At 36.9% G+C, this 16,479-nt stretch carries 15 protein-coding genes; all 15 read right to left on the bottom strand.

Annotated features, from left to right (window positions below; genetic code table 11):
• Positions 1-3: 3 nt before the first annotated feature.
• Positions 4-1,074, bottom strand: coding sequence for a glycosyltransferase (locus M3627_RS01780; protein WP_251552754.1), 1,071 nt, complete (start codon positions 1,072-1,074; stop codon positions 4-6).
• A complete protein-coding gene (locus M3627_RS01775; RefSeq protein ID WP_251552752.1) occupies positions 1,071-2,189 on the bottom strand; it encodes a glycosyltransferase in 1,119 nt (372 codons plus the stop codon). The genes M3627_RS01780 and M3627_RS01775 overlap by 4 nt, the downstream gene beginning before the upstream one ends.
• On the bottom strand, positions 2,186-3,481 hold the full coding sequence (locus M3627_RS01770) for an O-antigen polymerase (protein WP_251552751.1): 1,296 nt from the start codon (positions 3,479-3,481) through the stop codon (positions 2,186-2,188). The genes M3627_RS01775 and M3627_RS01770 overlap by 4 nt, the downstream gene beginning before the upstream one ends.
• 107 nt (positions 3,482-3,588) lie before the next feature.
• A complete protein-coding gene (gene wecB, locus M3627_RS01765; RefSeq protein WP_169358797.1) occupies positions 3,589-4,656 on the bottom strand; it encodes a non-hydrolyzing UDP-N-acetylglucosamine 2-epimerase in 1,068 nt (355 codons plus the stop codon).
• On the bottom strand, positions 4,653-6,251 hold the full coding sequence (locus M3627_RS01760; protein WP_251552750.1) for an asparagine synthase C-terminal domain-containing protein: 1,599 nt from the start codon (positions 6,249-6,251) through the stop codon (positions 4,653-4,655). The genes wecB and M3627_RS01760 overlap by 4 nt, the downstream gene beginning before the upstream one ends.
• A gap of 12 nt (positions 6,252-6,263) precedes the next feature.
• The gene (locus M3627_RS21010) at positions 6,264-7,679 is read right to left on the bottom strand and encodes an oligosaccharide flippase family protein (protein WP_169358795.1); all 1,416 of its coding nucleotides are present in this window, start codon (positions 7,677-7,679) and stop codon (positions 6,264-6,266) included.
• Positions 7,680-8,411, bottom strand: coding sequence for an acyltransferase (locus M3627_RS01750; RefSeq protein ID WP_251552749.1), 732 nt, complete (start codon positions 8,409-8,411; stop codon positions 7,680-7,682).
• Between the two features lie 14 nt (positions 8,412-8,425).
• Positions 8,426-9,742, bottom strand: coding sequence for a nucleotide sugar dehydrogenase (locus M3627_RS01745; RefSeq protein WP_169358793.1), 1,317 nt, complete (start codon positions 9,740-9,742; stop codon positions 8,426-8,428).
• 29 nt (positions 9,743-9,771) lie between these two features.
• The gene (locus M3627_RS01740) at positions 9,772-10,005 is read right to left on the bottom strand and encodes a hypothetical protein (protein ID WP_251552748.1); all 234 of its coding nucleotides are present in this window, start codon (positions 10,003-10,005) and stop codon (positions 9,772-9,774) included.
• Positions 9,962-10,156: a hypothetical protein gene (locus M3627_RS01735; RefSeq protein ID WP_251552747.1), complete on the bottom strand. Its 195-nt coding sequence runs from the start codon at positions 10,154-10,156 to the stop codon at positions 9,962-9,964. Before M3627_RS01735 ends, M3627_RS01740 begins: the two co-directional genes overlap by 44 nt.
• A 6-nt stretch (positions 10,157-10,162) precedes the next feature.
• Positions 10,163-10,903, bottom strand: coding sequence for a hypothetical protein (locus M3627_RS01730; protein WP_251552746.1), 741 nt, complete (start codon positions 10,901-10,903; stop codon positions 10,163-10,165).
• A gap of 77 nt (positions 10,904-10,980) precedes the next feature.
• Positions 10,981-12,096 carry a DegT/DnrJ/EryC1/StrS family aminotransferase gene (locus M3627_RS01725; RefSeq protein ID WP_251552745.1) on the bottom strand — a complete coding sequence of 372 codons (1,116 nt, stop codon included), beginning with the start codon at positions 12,094-12,096 and terminating at the stop codon, positions 10,981-10,983.
• Positions 12,097-12,192: 96 nt separating this feature from the next.
• Positions 12,193-13,257: a glycosyltransferase family 4 protein gene (locus M3627_RS01720; RefSeq protein ID WP_169358790.1), complete on the bottom strand. Its 1,065-nt coding sequence runs from the start codon at positions 13,255-13,257 to the stop codon at positions 12,193-12,195.
• 220 nt (positions 13,258-13,477) lie between these two features.
• Complete coding sequence (locus tag M3627_RS01715) at positions 13,478-13,873, bottom strand: hypothetical protein (RefSeq protein WP_251552744.1); 396 nt, start codon at positions 13,871-13,873, stop codon at positions 13,478-13,480.
• An 89-nt stretch (positions 13,874-13,962) separates the two neighbouring features.
• Positions 13,963-16,473: a phosphodiester glycosidase family protein gene (locus M3627_RS01710; protein ID WP_251552743.1), complete on the bottom strand. Its 2,511-nt coding sequence runs from the start codon at positions 16,471-16,473 to the stop codon at positions 13,963-13,965.
• Between the last annotated feature and the right edge of the window lie 6 nt (positions 16,474-16,479).

Genomic DNA, 16,479 nt, shown 5'->3' with positions numbered 1-16,479 from the left:
CTTTTAAGCCTCTGTATATTTTTCGTACAATGATAGCATGTAGTTGGCGTTATCAACCCAGCTGTAATTCTCTTTCACATGAGCTACTCCTGCTTTTCCCATACCCATTCGCAAATCATTGTTTTGAGCTAGTTTGATAAACGCAGCTGCCAGCTGATCTGGGCTTTCCTTATCAGTGACAATCCCAGTAACGTCCTTTACAACTACTTCCGGTAATCCTCCAATATTCGACACGACAACCGGCACGCCACAAGCCATCGCTTCTACTGCAGCTACTCCAAAGCTTTCGCTATCCTCCGTGGAAGGAACTGCAAAAATAGACATGCTACGAATAATAGCAGGAACCTCAGTATTCGGAACCTTTCCGGTAAATGTAGTGACATTAGAAACACCTAGCTGTACTGCTAACTCTTCATATTCTTTTCTTTGAGGGCCATCCCCAGTAATGAGTAGCTCTGAATTTGGATACTCTTTATGAAACTTAGCGAAGCCTTTTACCAAATCAGCGATTCCATACTTGTCCTCTAATGCTTTTACCGTTCCAACAATGATTTTGTCATTACTTTCATTCGTTTCTATCGGATAAAATTTCTCCAAATCCACTCCAAACGGTGTCACATACACAGGACGATTCGTATAAAGATTCGTTTCCTTAGCCATGATATGACTTGTTGAACAGATAGCCGTTGCTTTACTTAACGTAAATCTCACAAGCTTCTCATTTAGCTTGTTCTTCTTTGGAAAATCAAAGATATCCTTGCCCCATACGGAAACAAAATGTACTTTATAATCCACAATCGCACCTAGCAATCCATAGCTGGAGATAAAATGAGAATGCAAAATGTCTGGATTCCACTCTTTTAGCATTTTCTTTAAAGCAGGCGCTGCTGCAATATAAGATGCTTTACCAGGTAACACTTTTGGTAATATTTCCGTAGGTACTTGATTTGCATTGTCTTCAGAATAATGGTCCTTAAATGTAAAAACCTTCACATCTATACCTTTTGATTGGTAAAATAATGCCCATTTATGTGTATGAATAGACTTACTTGGAGCTAATACAGCTATTTTCATTTTTTATTACCTCCTATAAGTGCTTGTGCAGCCTGCTCAGCACGTGCATTCCAAGAATGTTGCTGTAAAAAGCTTTTATTAATATTTTGTTTGAACTGTAAATATTCAGGTTCAATAGCTAGCATACCTTTCACAAGTCCCTCAGCATCATCCTCGGCTATTACGCCGTATGGTCCCGACAATATAAAGTCTTCTTGTGCAGAGCAATTCGTTGCAACAATAGGCAAGCTAGCCGTTAAGTATTCTACTAATTTAATCGGAACTGCAAAGTCGTTGTAGGTGGATCTTTTACGAGGGATAAAAGCAAAGTCTACTTCCTCGTATAATGACTGAAGCTCAGCTCCACTCACATGCTTTAGCTCAATATATGGCTGTTTAATCTTATCTTTTTCCTCGTTACTAAGCTGAGTGTACTCTTCTTCTCGACATACAATAACTAATTTACCTAGCACCTCGTTTTTATTTAGCAGGGCATAAGCATCCACGAGTGTCGGCAAGCCGTAGTCCTCGTTATTAATGCCTCCTACATAAATACCTTTAAACGGTTTTTGCATTTCCCGATTGTTGTCATTCAACTCGGTAAAGCGACCTCCCGGTGGAAGAGCCATTTTGTTAGTTTTGATAGCTACATATTTACCCATAGCATCACTTGGAAGAAACAGTGTATGAACATACTTCTCATAGAATCTTTCTTCCATCCTATAAATAGTCTTCATAACCGTTTTTTTAATACCCTTTAAAGGATATAATTCATCGAACTTCCAATACACATCTCGGTAAAAAACACCTATTGGCACTTGAAGTCTCTTTAATGTTTTAAAAACATCCTTATCAATAATCCAGTCTTTTGGAATATGTCCCGGATCTGTTAACCATAAAGGAATCGTTTGATTTTCTGAATAACAAAACAATGTTTGCTCTTGTTTCTTTTCAGCCAGCATCTTATTCCATAATTGACGTCTCTCTGTAGAGGTACCTGAAATAACAATAGTTTCTAAATTATTTTCAGTTGCATATTTTTCTATTGCCTTAATCATTTCAACGGGGCGAATTGCTGAACCACTCTTCGGATTAGTAGCAAGAGTAAAAGGATAATAAATTAAAATATTTTTCATTGTGGTGCTCCTTTTTTTCGTACTTTGCTTAATAGGAACGTCCATATAATATGGAAGTACTGTTCTAGAATAAACAATCCACCCAATACTACCGTCATTAATATCCACACTGGGTTAAAGAAAAAGTCAGCTACTCCTCCAACAAGTGTTCTTGGAAGGTTAATCGTAAAGTAAACAAACAATGCTATAACCACTGGTGTTTTCGGTAAGCGTAAAAAGATGATATATAACACCTGTATAACGACTGCAATATAAATAATAGATATAATAACACCTAGATATCCAAACGAAGCAAAGGCTTCACCTAGGAAAATGGTATTAAGAACACCACCAGTACCCTTATCTACGTTTTCAGGAAATACATTTTCCATTACCATTCGTGCTGATCGTACTTGCTCGATATCGAAAATTCCAGCAATAAAGGAAGGCAAGCCTTTTGCTTCTAAGAAGCTTAGAGAATGTGAGTACGTATCCAAATGTAAAAAGAATGGTGAAATTTGCGCCAGTATAATCCTGCCAATTGGGCCAGAGTTATGAGACAAGAAGCTTTCAATCTCTGTAACCCCTTGAATAGCCACATACATAACGATTAACAAGGCACTCCCCGCCAAAATATAACCGCTTATTCTCTTCCAATTGAGCTTTAACTTTTGTGTATATACACCAGCTAGAAGCAGCATGATGATATAAAAGAAAATGGGAGACTTAGCTAAGTCATAGGTAGAGATTAGGACGGATGAAATGAATAAAACAAAGAACAATACTTTCCAATATAATGCTCTCGATTTCGTAGTATATACAAATGCAATAATAGAAAGGACTGGAGTCAATGCGATACCGAATATATTCCGAATATACACATTCCCGCTGAAGCCTCTACTCGCATCAATTCTAAGCTTTGCAAGCTCTGATGTATTCCCCTTTAAAAGCTCCAATAAAGGAACATTCGCTGTCTTCAATAAGGTATAAGCAACTGCTAAAACAGATATAGCGGATAAAGCACCAAAAGCCAATCTAAAGATACGCTCATTCTTATCTACACTTGTACGAACGGGTTTTTGTAGATAGTTATTAAATTCTAGCTCCCCATTAAACCCAAAAATTCTACCTACAACTAACTGAGTTAGTGGGAATAAAATCATTAATAGTGTCAATAAAATAAAACCAATAATTCGATATTCCTCATGGTCCATTCTTTTGATCATATAGTAATCATCTATTCCTAAAGCTATTAACAATCCGCCAATATAACTGGAGATAAGGAAAGAATAATAATAAACAATAGAAATCATATTTGGCTTTACAAGAGAAAGGCTTCCAGAAACCTTTTTAAAAAGGTATGTGGAAGCCACCACAGTAAAGAGCCATATGCTAAATATTAACAATGCTCACACCTACTTTATTTACTTGAATATTCCTTTAGTAAAGCTAACACTTTTTCCGATGTTTTTCCATCACCGAAAACAGGAGTATAAGAAGGAGTTACTTCTTTTTTAACTGCGTCTACGATTTTGTTTGTATCTGTTCCAGTTAAGATATTTGCATCCTCTATTAATGTCTCTACCCATTCCGTTTGATCACGAACAGTAACACAAGGTACTTCTGCAAAGTATGCTTCTTTTTGAACGCCACCAGAATCTGTTACGATTTTTTTTGCGTTTGTTTCTAAGGAAAGCATATCTAAATAACCAACTGGATCTATAACTTGTAAATTAGGAATTTCATCTAGCTTAAAGCCGTAATCCTCTAATTTTTTCTTAGTTCTTGGATGGATTGGCCAAACCTTTTTATCTTCGATTTGACGGAATGCATCTAAAATGGACTTCATACGGTCCACATCATCTGTATTTTCCGCACGGTGAATCGTTATTAGTAAGTAATCCTTTGGAGCGATCTTTTCAGTCTCTAAAATAGTAGATGTAGACTTAGCTAGTTCCTTATTGTATAGAACTGCATCATACATTACGTCTCCAATATTATACACGCCTGCGCTAATATTTTCGTTCGTTAAATTCTGGATAGCTGTCTCCGTTGGACAAAGTAACAACGTGGAAACATGGTCCGTTAAAATACGGTTAACTTCTTCAGGCATTCTCATATTGAAGCTGCGAAGACCTGCTTCGATATGAACAATAGGAATATGCAGTTTAGCAGCTGCAAGTGCTCCTGCTAATGTTGAGTTTGTATCACCATATACTAATAAGAAATCAGGATTTTCTTTTAAAATTATTTCTTCGATCTTAGCTAGCATTTCACCAGTTTGTTTACCATGGTTTCCTGAACCGATTCCTAAATGATAGTCAGGCTTTGGAATGTTTAATTCCTCGAAGAATATATCAGACATATTGGCATCATAATGCTGTCCAGTATGAACGATAAGCTCTGTTACTTCTTCACGAATTACACGTGAAACTGCTGCTGCTTTAATAAACTGAGGTCTTGCTCCTAAAATAGTTAGAACCTTCATTTTGTAATCTCCTTCATCATTTCAATCATGTCTTTTACGATAAACGAATTGATATTGTACGGATGCTCATACTTTTGTCCATTTCTTTTAAAAGTAAGAGACTGTACATACTGCTTGTAAGTCGGATAGATTCCGTACCACTCCATTGGCTCATCAAAATATTTACGATATAGATTTTTCTTTCTATATATTTTGCGTAGTAAAGGATAGAGAATACCATATTTATTTTTAAGTGAATTTTCTGGTCCTGGCTTTTGAGGCAATGGATAGAATTCCGGATACATTTGATGCAATGTATAATCATATAAATATTTTTTATATTTTAAATCCGCAGGGATTTTACTGAAAAAGTGGATTAAACGATCATCCCATAACGGAATGGACCAGCCTTGTCCAAAATATTCGTATACACGAACAGAATTAATGATAAATTTCGCTTGTCGTTCTCGCCAATTCCATTCATCAATTAAAGAAGTGACGCGTTCATTTGTATAATTGGAATACGCTTCAATATCCTGATACAATCCTTTACCGATGTCTGTTTCTGCATAGCTGTCTTTACCGGCTAGCTCCCATAATCGAAAATGCTTGTTCATTATAAAGGTTTGAATTTCACTCTTTTCAAATTGCTTGTCAACAATAGACTCATAAGGTAAATGTCCACCTGCCAGATAATCTAAGGAATGACCTGGTAAAAACACTGCGTCTTGTAACCCTTCTTCCTCAACCAGCAGCTTGGTGCTTGGGAAATCTTGAAGATGTGCTACCGAAACAGCATTACTAGAATACACGACATAGTCCTTCCATTCGTCAGACTTGTACATATCCTCCCACATCTTTTTATCATAGGCAAAGTATTTCCATTTTAAGCCCAGCTTATCAGCAATCTGTTTACTAACAGTTGACTCTCCGTTCCCTGGTCTTCCGTATGTAAATGCAATAATATTATCCTTCAACCCACGCTCCACCAATGCTAATGCGATTAATCGAGAGTCATACCCACCACTAAGTGGAATGACGATTTGACGATCCTTTAAACGACTTGCAAGATCATCAAATAAATCATGAAATACTGTCTTTAACTCGGCTGCAAATGTATCGATTGGCTCTGTTTCTTTTGGAAGAACATACGAATAGTAGTAGGCCTGGACAGCCTTTTCCTGCAATGTAACATAAGAAACTGCAGGAACCTGGCTCCATTCCTTAAATAACGTCTTCTCTCTAAAAACAAATCCTGTGATTAGGAACTCTTCCTCTGCCTCTGGATTCATATTTAAGCCTTCCTGAGGCTGTATATAATCTTGGACAAGCCAGTTTCCTGACTGATCCTCCATATAAAATAATGGAATAGAACGCTTCATATCAGTTACCAGTTTTGTTTCTACTGGAGTTGTATAGATTAACGCATATTCCCCATTCCATTTGGCAAAGTCATTAGATGTTAAAATTTCTTCATTTATAATGCTAGCGAAGTTTTCATGGGTGACATATTGATTTTCATAATAGAAGTATCCTCTGAAAAACCCTTCATACCCGACACCTTTTATAGTATGAAAATCTTTATGCCTAAGGTTTGTTATACATTTTTTTGACATGCCTATCCCCCATTACTTTCTTTTTACAAAATACTTATCCATACGAACTAGTAGGACTAGAAGAATGAAAACAAGCCATACTCCTAAGATTAGCCAGCTATTTAAATCGTGTAATTGAATATATACAATTCCAAGAGTTGCAGCTATTAGCCATAAGATTGTCCAACCCATTTTTATACCTGAGAAGGGTACATAATATAGCTTTTGACTTTTACGGAATACCATAAATAAAGCGATACAATAGGCTGCTATATACGAAATAACTGTTCCCCATATATTGAGATACGGCACAAAAACAAAATTCAATGCAACTGATACAATTGCAGCTATCCCAAATGCTATAGAAATATGTTTTGTTTGTTTAGAATAAAATATTCCAGTAGAAACAATCATATAGTAAAAGCTTAAAAATGTTGCGATTGAAATGGGTGCAACATATTGAAATGCAATTCTAAAGTTATCTGGCATTACTAAAATAATCCATGGCATAAATGTCGCTAAAGCTAAAACTCCAAAGCTGCCAATGATTAAAAATGCCGCATATAATGTTGCAAATAATTGGGGACTATCTTTTTTGTCCTTTAAAGACATAGAAAATGGTCTCCATGCTAGTTGTATACCGCTCGTCAATAGAGTTATAAAGGTTGCAAACTTAATAGCGGTCCCATAAATACCTACATCATCTAATGTCCCATATGCCCGTATAAAAAAGTTATTGGCATTCGCTATGATCCAAAAAGCTAAAGAGGCAGGCACTAGGGGAGCAGCGTAAACTAAGATTTTCTTTAAAATAGCTTTATCGTACAGTGGCTTTAAATACACTCGAACAGGCTTTATTAACACTAAGACGATAATAGCCACGCTGACTAAGCGAGCTACTAGTATCCCTTCTAATGAAGTCCATACAAACATTAAGAAAAGGACAGAAACTACTGCTATTAATAGCATTTTACCTATCGTCGTAAAGACTACTCTCTTCGTATGGAACTCATATCTTAAAATAGTTAAAACTAGTGTAATAATGGTATCTAAGCATAACGTACCTAATGCAATATAAAATAGCTGAGAATAGCCCGCTGATTCTAATATAAGAGCAGACAGCCAATCTCCCCCGATTAAAAATACTGCAAATAACAAGACAACTATTGATAAACGGAACGTCATAACCGAGCGAACGTACTTTTCCCGTGTGTCTTTATCTTTATACTCAAAGTAATAATAAGCTAACGCGGAGTCAGTACCAAATATTACGAGGAAAGTAAGCATAGATACCGTAGTATCTACCATCTGTAGCATTCCCACTAGCGATTCTTTTTCAAGATAATGTGCATATAAAGGGAATAGTATAAATGCGATTAGTTTAGTACCTACGTTCATAAATGCATAAAGGAGCGAATCCGCTCCTAAACGTTTTAACTGAGAGAACACTTAAAGAAGCTCCTCCTCAGGTACATTTTTCAAGAATTTTGCTGGGAAACCTTTTATAACAGTTTTTTCTTCTGTATCCTTTGTTACTATTGCTCCAGCTGCTACAAATGTTTCTTCTGCTATTGTTATACCAGGTAGAATAATAGACGCTCCACCTACACGAGCTCCACGTTTAACAATAGCTCCTTTAATCTTGTCGAAGCGTGCTTCCGTTCTTCCCATATAGTTATCATTTGTAGTTGTCACACATGGTGCGATAAATACATGATCTTCTAGAGTAGAATGAGCGGTGATATATGAATTCGATTGGATTTTAGTACGGTTACCGATCGTTACAAAGTTCTCAACTGTAACATTGCGACCAATGATAACAAAAGAACCAATTTCAACATCTTCTCGAACCGTTGCTAAATCAGCAATTAACGTACTCTCTCCGACTTTTGCTCCTCTATACACAATTGTATTAGCTCCAATTGTACATTCCTTGCCAAGCTCTAAAGGAGGAATTTCTTTCGTAATTTTCATTGTGCTTGTTTTGGCAGGCTTAGGCTGTTTGCCTACTACGGCACCATCATCGATGGTGGTACCATCACCAATGATGGTACCAGCGTGAATTGTTACACGATTGCCTATGCGAACGTTATCGCCAATCTTTGCTCCTTCTTCTATAACAGAAAAGTGTCCAACTGTCGTATTCTCGCCTAACTCAGCAGTTTCATGTATAAAATTCATCTTGTATCCCGCCCTTATAATTTAATATAGCGATTTGGAGTGTCAATTCCTTTAAACGCGTTACGAGTATCAAAAATAACTTTTGATTTTTGTGCAATATGAGCATAGTCAAAGCCAGTATGATCAGTAGCTAGGATAACTAGGTCAGCTGAATCTAACAACTCGTCTGTTAATTCCACAGTTTCATGTGTTTCTCCAGCAACTCTAAATGTAGTTACATGAGGATCAACTGTTTTGAAGTTAGCCCCTTGTTGTATTAATAGTTCTACTAATTTTAAAGATGGAGATTCGCGCATATCATCGATATCTTTTTTGTAAGCTACACCTAAAAGTACAACATTTGCATTTCTTAACGCTTTACCTTCATCATTTAAAATTTGCATTGCACGAGTAATTACATACTCAGGCATCGTATTGTTAATCTCACCAGCAAGCTCGATTAAGCGAGTGTGGTAGTTGTATTCTCTTGCTTTCCAAGTTAAGTAGAATGGGTCGATTGGAATACAGTGACCGCCTAATCCTGGGCCTGGGTAGAATGCCATAAAGCCGTATGGTTTTGTTTTAGCAGCATCGATTACTTCCCACACGTCAATTCCCATTTTCTCACAAAGAATAGCCATTTCGTTAGCTAGAGCGATGTTAATGTGACGGAATGTGTTTTCGAAAATTTTCTCCATCTCAGCGATAGCCGGACTAGAAACCTTATGCACGTCACCCTCTAATACATTGCTGTACATTGCAGCAGCTACTGTTGTACATTTTTCTGTAATACCACCAACTACCTTTGGTGTATTTTTTGTATTGAAGCTTTTATTACCTGGATCAATTCGTTCAGGTGAGTAAGCGATGAAAATATCTTCTCCTGTTACAAATCCTTTATCTTCTAATGCTTTTTTAATAATTTCTTCTGTTGTACCTGGATAAGTTGTTGACTCAAGAACTACTAGTGTACCTTTTTTAGCATATTTAGCAATTTCATTTACTGAGCTTTCAACATAAGAAGTATCAGGCTGTTGATAAATGTCTAATGGAGTCGGTACACAGATAGCAACTGCATCTACTGCACTAATTGAACCATAATCTGTAGAAGCAGTTAAATGACCTGATTCAACCATTTGTTTTAAGTCAACATCTACTACGTCACCAATATAGTTAATTCCTTCATTTACTTGTTGAACTTTAGATTCTTGTACATCAAATCCAATTACTTTATAGCCAGCTTTAGCTTTTTCAACCGCAAGTGGTAAACCAACATAACCTAAACCAACTACCCCAATAACTGCAGTGTGGTTTTCAATTTTCGCTAATAATTCTTCATAATATGTAGACATTTTATACTCTCCTTTTAATTGGTGCTGTTTTACTCTAGTAAAGACACCATCTTATCAATAAATGTTTCATGTTTTGGTACTTCAATTTTCTTTCCCCCGAGCGCAAATGGGACAAGCGGTATCTGAGGAGCTGCCTCCTCACTCTTCTCCATTTGCCTGTCGGGGCAGACATAGGTGCTTACGCTTTTCTTGTCTAGCTCCTGCACCTTGCCCCTCGGGTCAAATGGATAAAAGCTCCGGTGGCTGAAGAACTGCCTCCTCACTCTTCTCCATTTGCCTGTCGGGGCAGACATAGGTGCTTACGCTTTTCTTGTCTAGCTCCTGCACCTTGCCCCTCGGGTCAAATGGATAAAAGCTCCGGTGGCTGAAGGACTGCCTCCTCGCTTTTCTCCATTTGCCTGTCGGGGCAGACATAGGTGCTTACGCTTTTCTATAGTTTCTTGCATCGATTAGATACTTCCACATAGATAGCGAAAGGATTGCTAATAAGATTCCTAGGATGAACCCTGCAATAGCACCTTCTGTTCCATATGTTTCTGTTTGTCCTACTCTGGTTTCTCCAGCAATGCTTGGTTTTTCATAAGAAATGACGTCATTTCTTACTCTTTGTTCCGTAGCTAAAGCATTTGTTAAATCCATTTCAGCTGCAGATAATAAGGTAGTAAAGTTGTTAATTACCGTTACATTATCAGATTCAATTAATAATTTTTTATAATCTTCTATTGTGGTTTTTAATGTTTCAATACGCTCTGCTTGAATGCTTGCATATTTTTCAGTACCACCGATTACTTTGTCATGTTGGTTCATTAATCCAGCTAATAATTGCTCATTAAACTGATTTAATTCATTCTTTACTTGTTCTTCAGTATCTCCATAGGTCTCTGTTTTTATGTAACTTCTAGTTGGGACAAAGACTTCTGTTTTCCCTGTAAAATGTTTGCCATACTGAGTCATGATATGATCGGGATTAGTTAGAGCCTCTAACTTTACAGATCCAGTAAAGACTGTGCTTTTTGCTACATACTTACCGTTGGATGGTACTAGGAAAGACGCACCGTAGCCTATTAATGCAGCGATGACTGGTATGATGATGAACCAAATCTTTTTCCTCCAGAAAAATTCTAGAGAATCATATAATCGAAACGATTTATTTTCTGACATATCTATTCTCCTTTAAACCCATTCATAAGGTAGTTAAAGGGAAACGTAACAAAACGTCTCCCTTTACTTTTTAATCATTATTTTCCAGAAAAGAAAGCAGCAATCTTTTCAACAACAAATTGCTGTTGCTCTTCTTTTAACTCAGGGAACATTGGTAAAGAAAGTGCCTCGTTTGCAGCTTTTTCTGCATTCGGGAAATCTCCTAGTTTATACCCTAAGCTTTCAAATACCGGTTGGATATGTAATGGTAGTGGATAATAAATCATTGTATCTACTCCATTTTCTTTTAAATAAGCTTGAAGCTCATCTCGACGCTCTGTCAAAATAGTATATTGGTGGAATACATGATGGAAACCTTCTACCTTTACAGGTGTCTTAATGTATTCTCCAACCTTTTCATTCAACAATTGAGTGTAAAAATCTGCATGAGCTCTACGTTGCTCACTCCAAGTGTCTAAATGAGGGAACTTAACATTTAATACTGCTGCTTGAAGCTCGTCCAGACGGCTATTATAACCAAGCACAGCATGATAATATTTTGGTTTACTACCGTGTACACGAATAACACGAGATTTCTCTGCGATATCATCATTATTGGTAACAACCATACCGCCATCACCGTAAGCTCCAAGATTTTTAGTCGGGAAGAAGCTATAAGTTGCTGCATCTCCTAATTCACCAACAGTAAAGTCACCTTGTTTAGCTCCAATTGCTTGTGCAGCATCCTCAATCACAATTAGGTTATGCTTGTCTGCAATTTTACGAATGCTCACCATATCAGCCATTTGACCATATAAGTGAACCGGAATAATAGCCTTCGTTTTGTCCGTAATATGCTTTTCTATCTCAGCTGGATCTATATTGAAAGAAACAGGGTCGATATCACAATAAACAGGTGTTGCACCGGCTCTGACGATTGCTCCACCAGTAGCAAAGAATGTAAATGGAGTTGTAATTACTTCATCTCCAGCACCTATACCTGCTGCTTGTAATGCAATATGAATTGCATCACTACCATTCCCACAACCAATCCCATGTGCCACATGGCTATATTCGGCAATATCCGCTTCTAGTTTTTTAACATTGCTTCCTAGAATGAAAACAGAGCTACTCATAACTCCGTCTAACGCTTCTAAAACTTCTGTTTTTAGCGATGCATATTGTTCCGATAAATCTAACATTGGTACTTTCATTTGTTTACACCAACCCTATATGAATTATTTAATATATGAAAAGCGCAACCCACCTTTTAAAGTGGTCTAGATAGTTTTTATCTACCTACTAGAGGGCTAATTACGCTTATACCCAACAACTTTTTGAAAAACAGAAATAATTGGTCGATATTCATCATTCACTAACCCAATTTTCTCAGCAACAATTTCAAATGCAATTAATATAAATAAAATAATAAAAATTGCCCAACGTAAAGTTAGTGTCTCAAATGTAATCGCTGATATACTAAATATCAAACCGAAACCATATATTACTAATACGGTATCACGATGAGACAAGCCAAGTGCAAGCAATCTATGATGCAAATGAGACTTATCTGCCACCGATATCGGCTTACGATTAACTAACCGTCGAATTATAGCGAAGGAAGTATCAAAAATTGGTACTCCTAAGATTAAAATAGGAACAACAAAACTAAATAATGTAACGCTTTTGAAAAGTCCTAATAACGAAAGGACAGCAATAGCGTATCCAAGGAACATGGAACCTGTATCACCCATAAAGATTTTTGCTGGGTGGAAATTATGAAATAAAAACCCAAGCGTACTCCCTAGTAAGATAAGAGACAATGTAAGTATTAACATTTTATCAGCAGAAAATGCTAAAAATGCAATACTTGCAAATACGATTGATGATATTCCAGCTGATAAGCCATCTAATCCGTCAATTAAGTTGATAGCGTTCGTAATAGCTAGAATCCAAAACAGTGTTACTATATAAGAGAAAATACCAAGTTCAAATACACCTAAAAAAGGAATATTTAAAACTTCAATTGTTAACCCACTACCCATAACAGCGCAAGCTGCTAATATTTGACCTAATAACTTAATTTTTGCAGAGATTTCATATTTATCGTCTATAATACCAAGCACGATAATAATCAGAGCACCTACAATAATTCCAGTAATCTTTGCTTCATACAATCCCGCAACGAAATAACCAACTGTTACTGCTATAAAAATTGCAAGTCCGCCTAAGCGAGGCATCACTTTTTGATGAACTTTTCTTTCAGAAGGTTTATCCACAGCCCCAATTATATGTGCAAACTTAATTACTAAAGGGGTAACTGCGATTGCCGTGGCCATAGATATGATAAAAGCAAGAAGTAATTTTATATCCAAAAATATCATCCTTGTTTTTTTATTTTCTTTTTAGCCGCTAGGTTCTACAAAATAGACGAACTAACGACATGAAAGTTTCTTCAATTAATGATTATACTATAAAACTAGCTTTGTAACCAAATTTAATATAAAGAAAGAAAAGACTGACTTTTCGCTTTAGTATGAGCAAAAATCAGTCCTTTCTATTCTTGTAAAAAGCTTTATTTTTTCTAGTACTATATTACGAGAACTCAGGCCAGTTTACTTGTAAACTGTCTCCCTCAATCTTTTCTAAAGTACGGTACTTAAAGGGAAGCATTTCTTGCATCTCTGGTTCCTCTAACAAGATCTCTAAAGGTAATAGACTAAAGCTATCTTCTTCCTCTTGAATCATATAAGCCCCTACTACCTTACCATTTTCCTTGATGTTAATTCGCATAAAAGCTGGAAAATATAAATTGTTATTTGATTGAATTATAGAGGATGCTAGTACAATATCTTTGCCGTCTTGAACTATGGAATCCTGTTCAATTTTTTCAAAAACCTTTGCTGCCCAAGCCTGTCTTTTATAGAATCCTACTATTTTCTGAGCATTTCCTACAATATTGTTCTCTTTCCCTTTTTCCTCTGCAGCCATGTACTTCCCTCCAAAGTTTACCAAAATCCATACTTAATACGTTATCACACATTAAAATGCTTCGCAACACCTACTACTATATACTCATTTTAGTCTTTATATATAGCTTGAATGTCATCAATGATGATTTCACCATTTGCTTTTTTAGCATTTTCTGTTTGCATATAACGGACAGGAAGATCCATTTTCAATGGATAAGAAAGTCCAGCAGGAACATTCGCTGTAACAAATCTCCAATCGGTCCAAGTTACATTTTTATCAAAGTCCAATTGAACCGTTTTACCAGTAGCATCAACTACTTGAGATCTTAACCAGTTACCTTTACCATCACCTTTAACCCACATTCCTATTTTCTTTAACGGTGTGCTAATTGTAAGGTTCGTTTTAGCATTAATATAAGCTCCTGAAGTACCAGTCGTGTCTTTAAAATCATAGGTTAACTTGATAGCCTTTGACCCATCTCTATCATTAGCAACGGACGTCACGGAAACACTTTTAGCTTTGTCACTAGTAGCTTCATAGTTAAAGATACCTTTGTTAAATGACTCTAAAATAGTTGGTGCGACCTCACCTACAATGACAGGAATAGTTAAAGACTTATTTCCGTATTTTACATTAATCGTTCCAATTCCATCTTTGTTTGGTGCTGTGTACTTACCATTCGCTTGAACAGTCCCTACAGTACTACTAAATGTAAATGCACTAGCATCCGTTAAAACTGCTTGTCCATTTTTAATCCCACTTACGGAAAGCTGAACGGATTGCCCTTTCGCTAATTGCAAATAATTTTCGGATGCTTTAATACTGTCTATCGTGTTTGTGACTCTCAACTGTATATTAGTAGTCTTACCTTCATAAGTAACCATTCCTGCATAAGTCCCTGGTTTTGCATTGACAACCTGCTTACCATTTACAGAAGACAATATAGTAGAAGTAACTTTTCCATTTCCTGAAATTGCAACTGGGTTCATATACTGGTCAAGCCCTTTTACAGGAACTGATAGATTCGTATAGGTCGCCCCTTGAAATACTTCAAGTACGTTAGATGCTGGAGAAATAGTTACCGCAGGACCTGTTTTATACGTACTCACAAAGAGTAGTGAGTTGGCTACCGAGCGCTCGTATCCATCGGAAGGAGTATTGGCTACCGTCACTTTTGTGTTACCAAGCTCTCTTACTACTACCGTAGAGGAACCACCACCATCAAAGGTCATCGCATAGTTAGCTCCAAGATCTTTCATCAGCTTTGCAGTATTTTGTAAGGAAAGCCCCTTACTTTGAGTAGTTCTTCCATCAATTACAGCAGTGAATAGACTACCATCTTTTCGAACTCCAACAGCTGTTCTTGGTGCAACACCTGCTACTTTAATCGTTTGTAGTACTCCATTTTTTACTAAATGATATCTACCACTTACAGCCTCTCGAACATCATTCCATTCGGCTGGAGTAAATTTAGTAGATATTTCAATTTGGTCACCTACATTAATTCCCTTTAGGAAATCGCTAGCAAAATGATGACCTGACAAAATAATTTCATTCGTATTTAAAGCAGCATTTCCAACACCAGATATCACTTCGGTAACCGTACCAGCAAGTGTTTCACCACCGTTTAGCTTACCTGATTCTATTTTCACACGTACTTCTGTGCCAAGCTCGTTAGTGCTTGTTGTTGGAGCAAAGTCTCTAGTATAGACAACGAGATGATCTGCTAATCTCTTTCTATTAACGGAATTAATAGGATAGGATGTCCCATTTACAGAAAGGTTCATAGAAACTTGAGGTGCACCAATAATAGCTTTCTTATTAGAAGTAATCCCAAGTACAGCTAAGTCGCTTAACGCAGTTTGCGGTGTAGCTACAATAGATCCATCAATCATCATTAAATCTACTGGCTGACCTGTTTTATCAAAATAATCGCCGTTAACGCCTGCTACAACATGATAAGAATCATTTTGCGGAACACTATTTGCTTGTGAGGAAGTTGTTTCAAACCCAACTACTTGATCCTTCGCAAGCTCTGCCTTCATTTGAATATTGGAAGTTTTTCCATCATAGTCAATGACAAAAAGCTTTTGAGCCCCTAGTGCCCCATCAATGTCTATCAGTTTTTTTCTTACTCCGGGAGCAATTTGAGTAATAGCCTGAGCAGCTACTTTACCAATGGATAGAGTAGGGATAGCTTCTTTTGGAAATAAGTTAGAAGCAGGAGTACCTACAGGGGGGGTAACTGTTGACCCACCCTGAGCATTCTCCAATTCTCGAAGCTTAGCTTTAGACGGTGTTTTATAATCGACATACCCCGCCATTTTAGTAATATACATTCCGCCACCAAGCCCATATTGTCCACCATAAAGATTGTCATAGCGATAGACACGGTATTGCTCTCCTGGTTTTAGAATTCTCTCAAATACTAAACCATCTGATGTTCGTTTCCATAGGTTGATCGGTTTTACTACTTTAATTTTTCCCACTTGACCTGGAACCATTAAAATACCGTCCCAATACACTTTCGTTGCTTGCGCTTCTACTTGACTTGGTTGGAATAGTGAACTCGTGACCACTGCAAAAACGACAACAAGGTATAGCAATTTTCGTTTCATTTAATT

It is taken from the genome of Psychrobacillus sp. MER TA 171 (genome assembly GCF_023713305.1).
Classification (GTDB): Bacteria; Bacillota; Bacilli; order Bacillales_A; family Planococcaceae; genus Psychrobacillus.
Note: the sequence above shows the minus strand (reverse complement) of the source record. Positions and strands in the feature narration are given on the sequence as shown.

Bases quoted from the DNA above. Each gene is read 5' to 3' on its own strand.
- M3627_RS01780 (WP_251552754.1), bottom strand. From the start codon at position 1,074: ATGAAAATAGCTGTATTAGCTCCAAGTAAGTCTATTCATACACATAAA.
- M3627_RS01775 (WP_251552752.1), bottom strand. From the start codon at position 2,189: ATGAAAAATATTTTAATTTATTATCCTTTTACTCTTGCTACTAATCCG.
- M3627_RS01770 (WP_251552751.1), bottom strand. From the start codon at position 3,481: ATGATTTCTATTGTTTATTATTATTCTTTCCTTATCTCCAGTTATATT.
- wecB (WP_169358797.1), bottom strand. From the start codon at position 4,656: ATGAAGGTTCTAACTATTTTAGGAGCAAGACCTCAGTTTATTAAAGCA.
- M3627_RS01760 (WP_251552750.1), bottom strand. From the start codon at position 6,251: ATGTCAAAAAAATGTATAACAAACCTTAGGCATAAAGATTTTCATACT.
- M3627_RS01750 (WP_251552749.1), bottom strand. From the start codon at position 8,411: ATGAATTTTATACATGAAACTGCTGAGTTAGGCGAGAATACGACAGTT.
- M3627_RS01745 (WP_169358793.1), bottom strand. From the start codon at position 9,742: ATGTCTACATATTATGAAGAATTATTAGCGAAAATTGAAAACCACACT.
- M3627_RS01735 (WP_251552747.1), bottom strand. From the start codon at position 10,156: ATGTCTGCCCCGACAGGCAAATGGAGAAAAGCGAGGAGGCAGTCCTTC.
- M3627_RS01730 (WP_251552746.1), bottom strand. From the start codon at position 10,903: ATGTCAGAAAATAAATCGTTTCGATTATATGATTCTCTAGAATTTTTC.
- M3627_RS01725 (WP_251552745.1), bottom strand. From the start codon at position 12,096: ATGAAAGTACCAATGTTAGATTTATCGGAACAATATGCATCGCTAAAA.
- M3627_RS01715 (WP_251552744.1), bottom strand. From the start codon at position 13,873: ATGGCTGCAGAGGAAAAAGGGAAAGAGAACAATATTGTAGGAAATGCT.
- M3627_RS01710 (WP_251552743.1), bottom strand. From the start codon at position 16,473: ATGAAACGAAAATTGCTATACCTTGTTGTCGTTTTTGCAGTGGTCACG.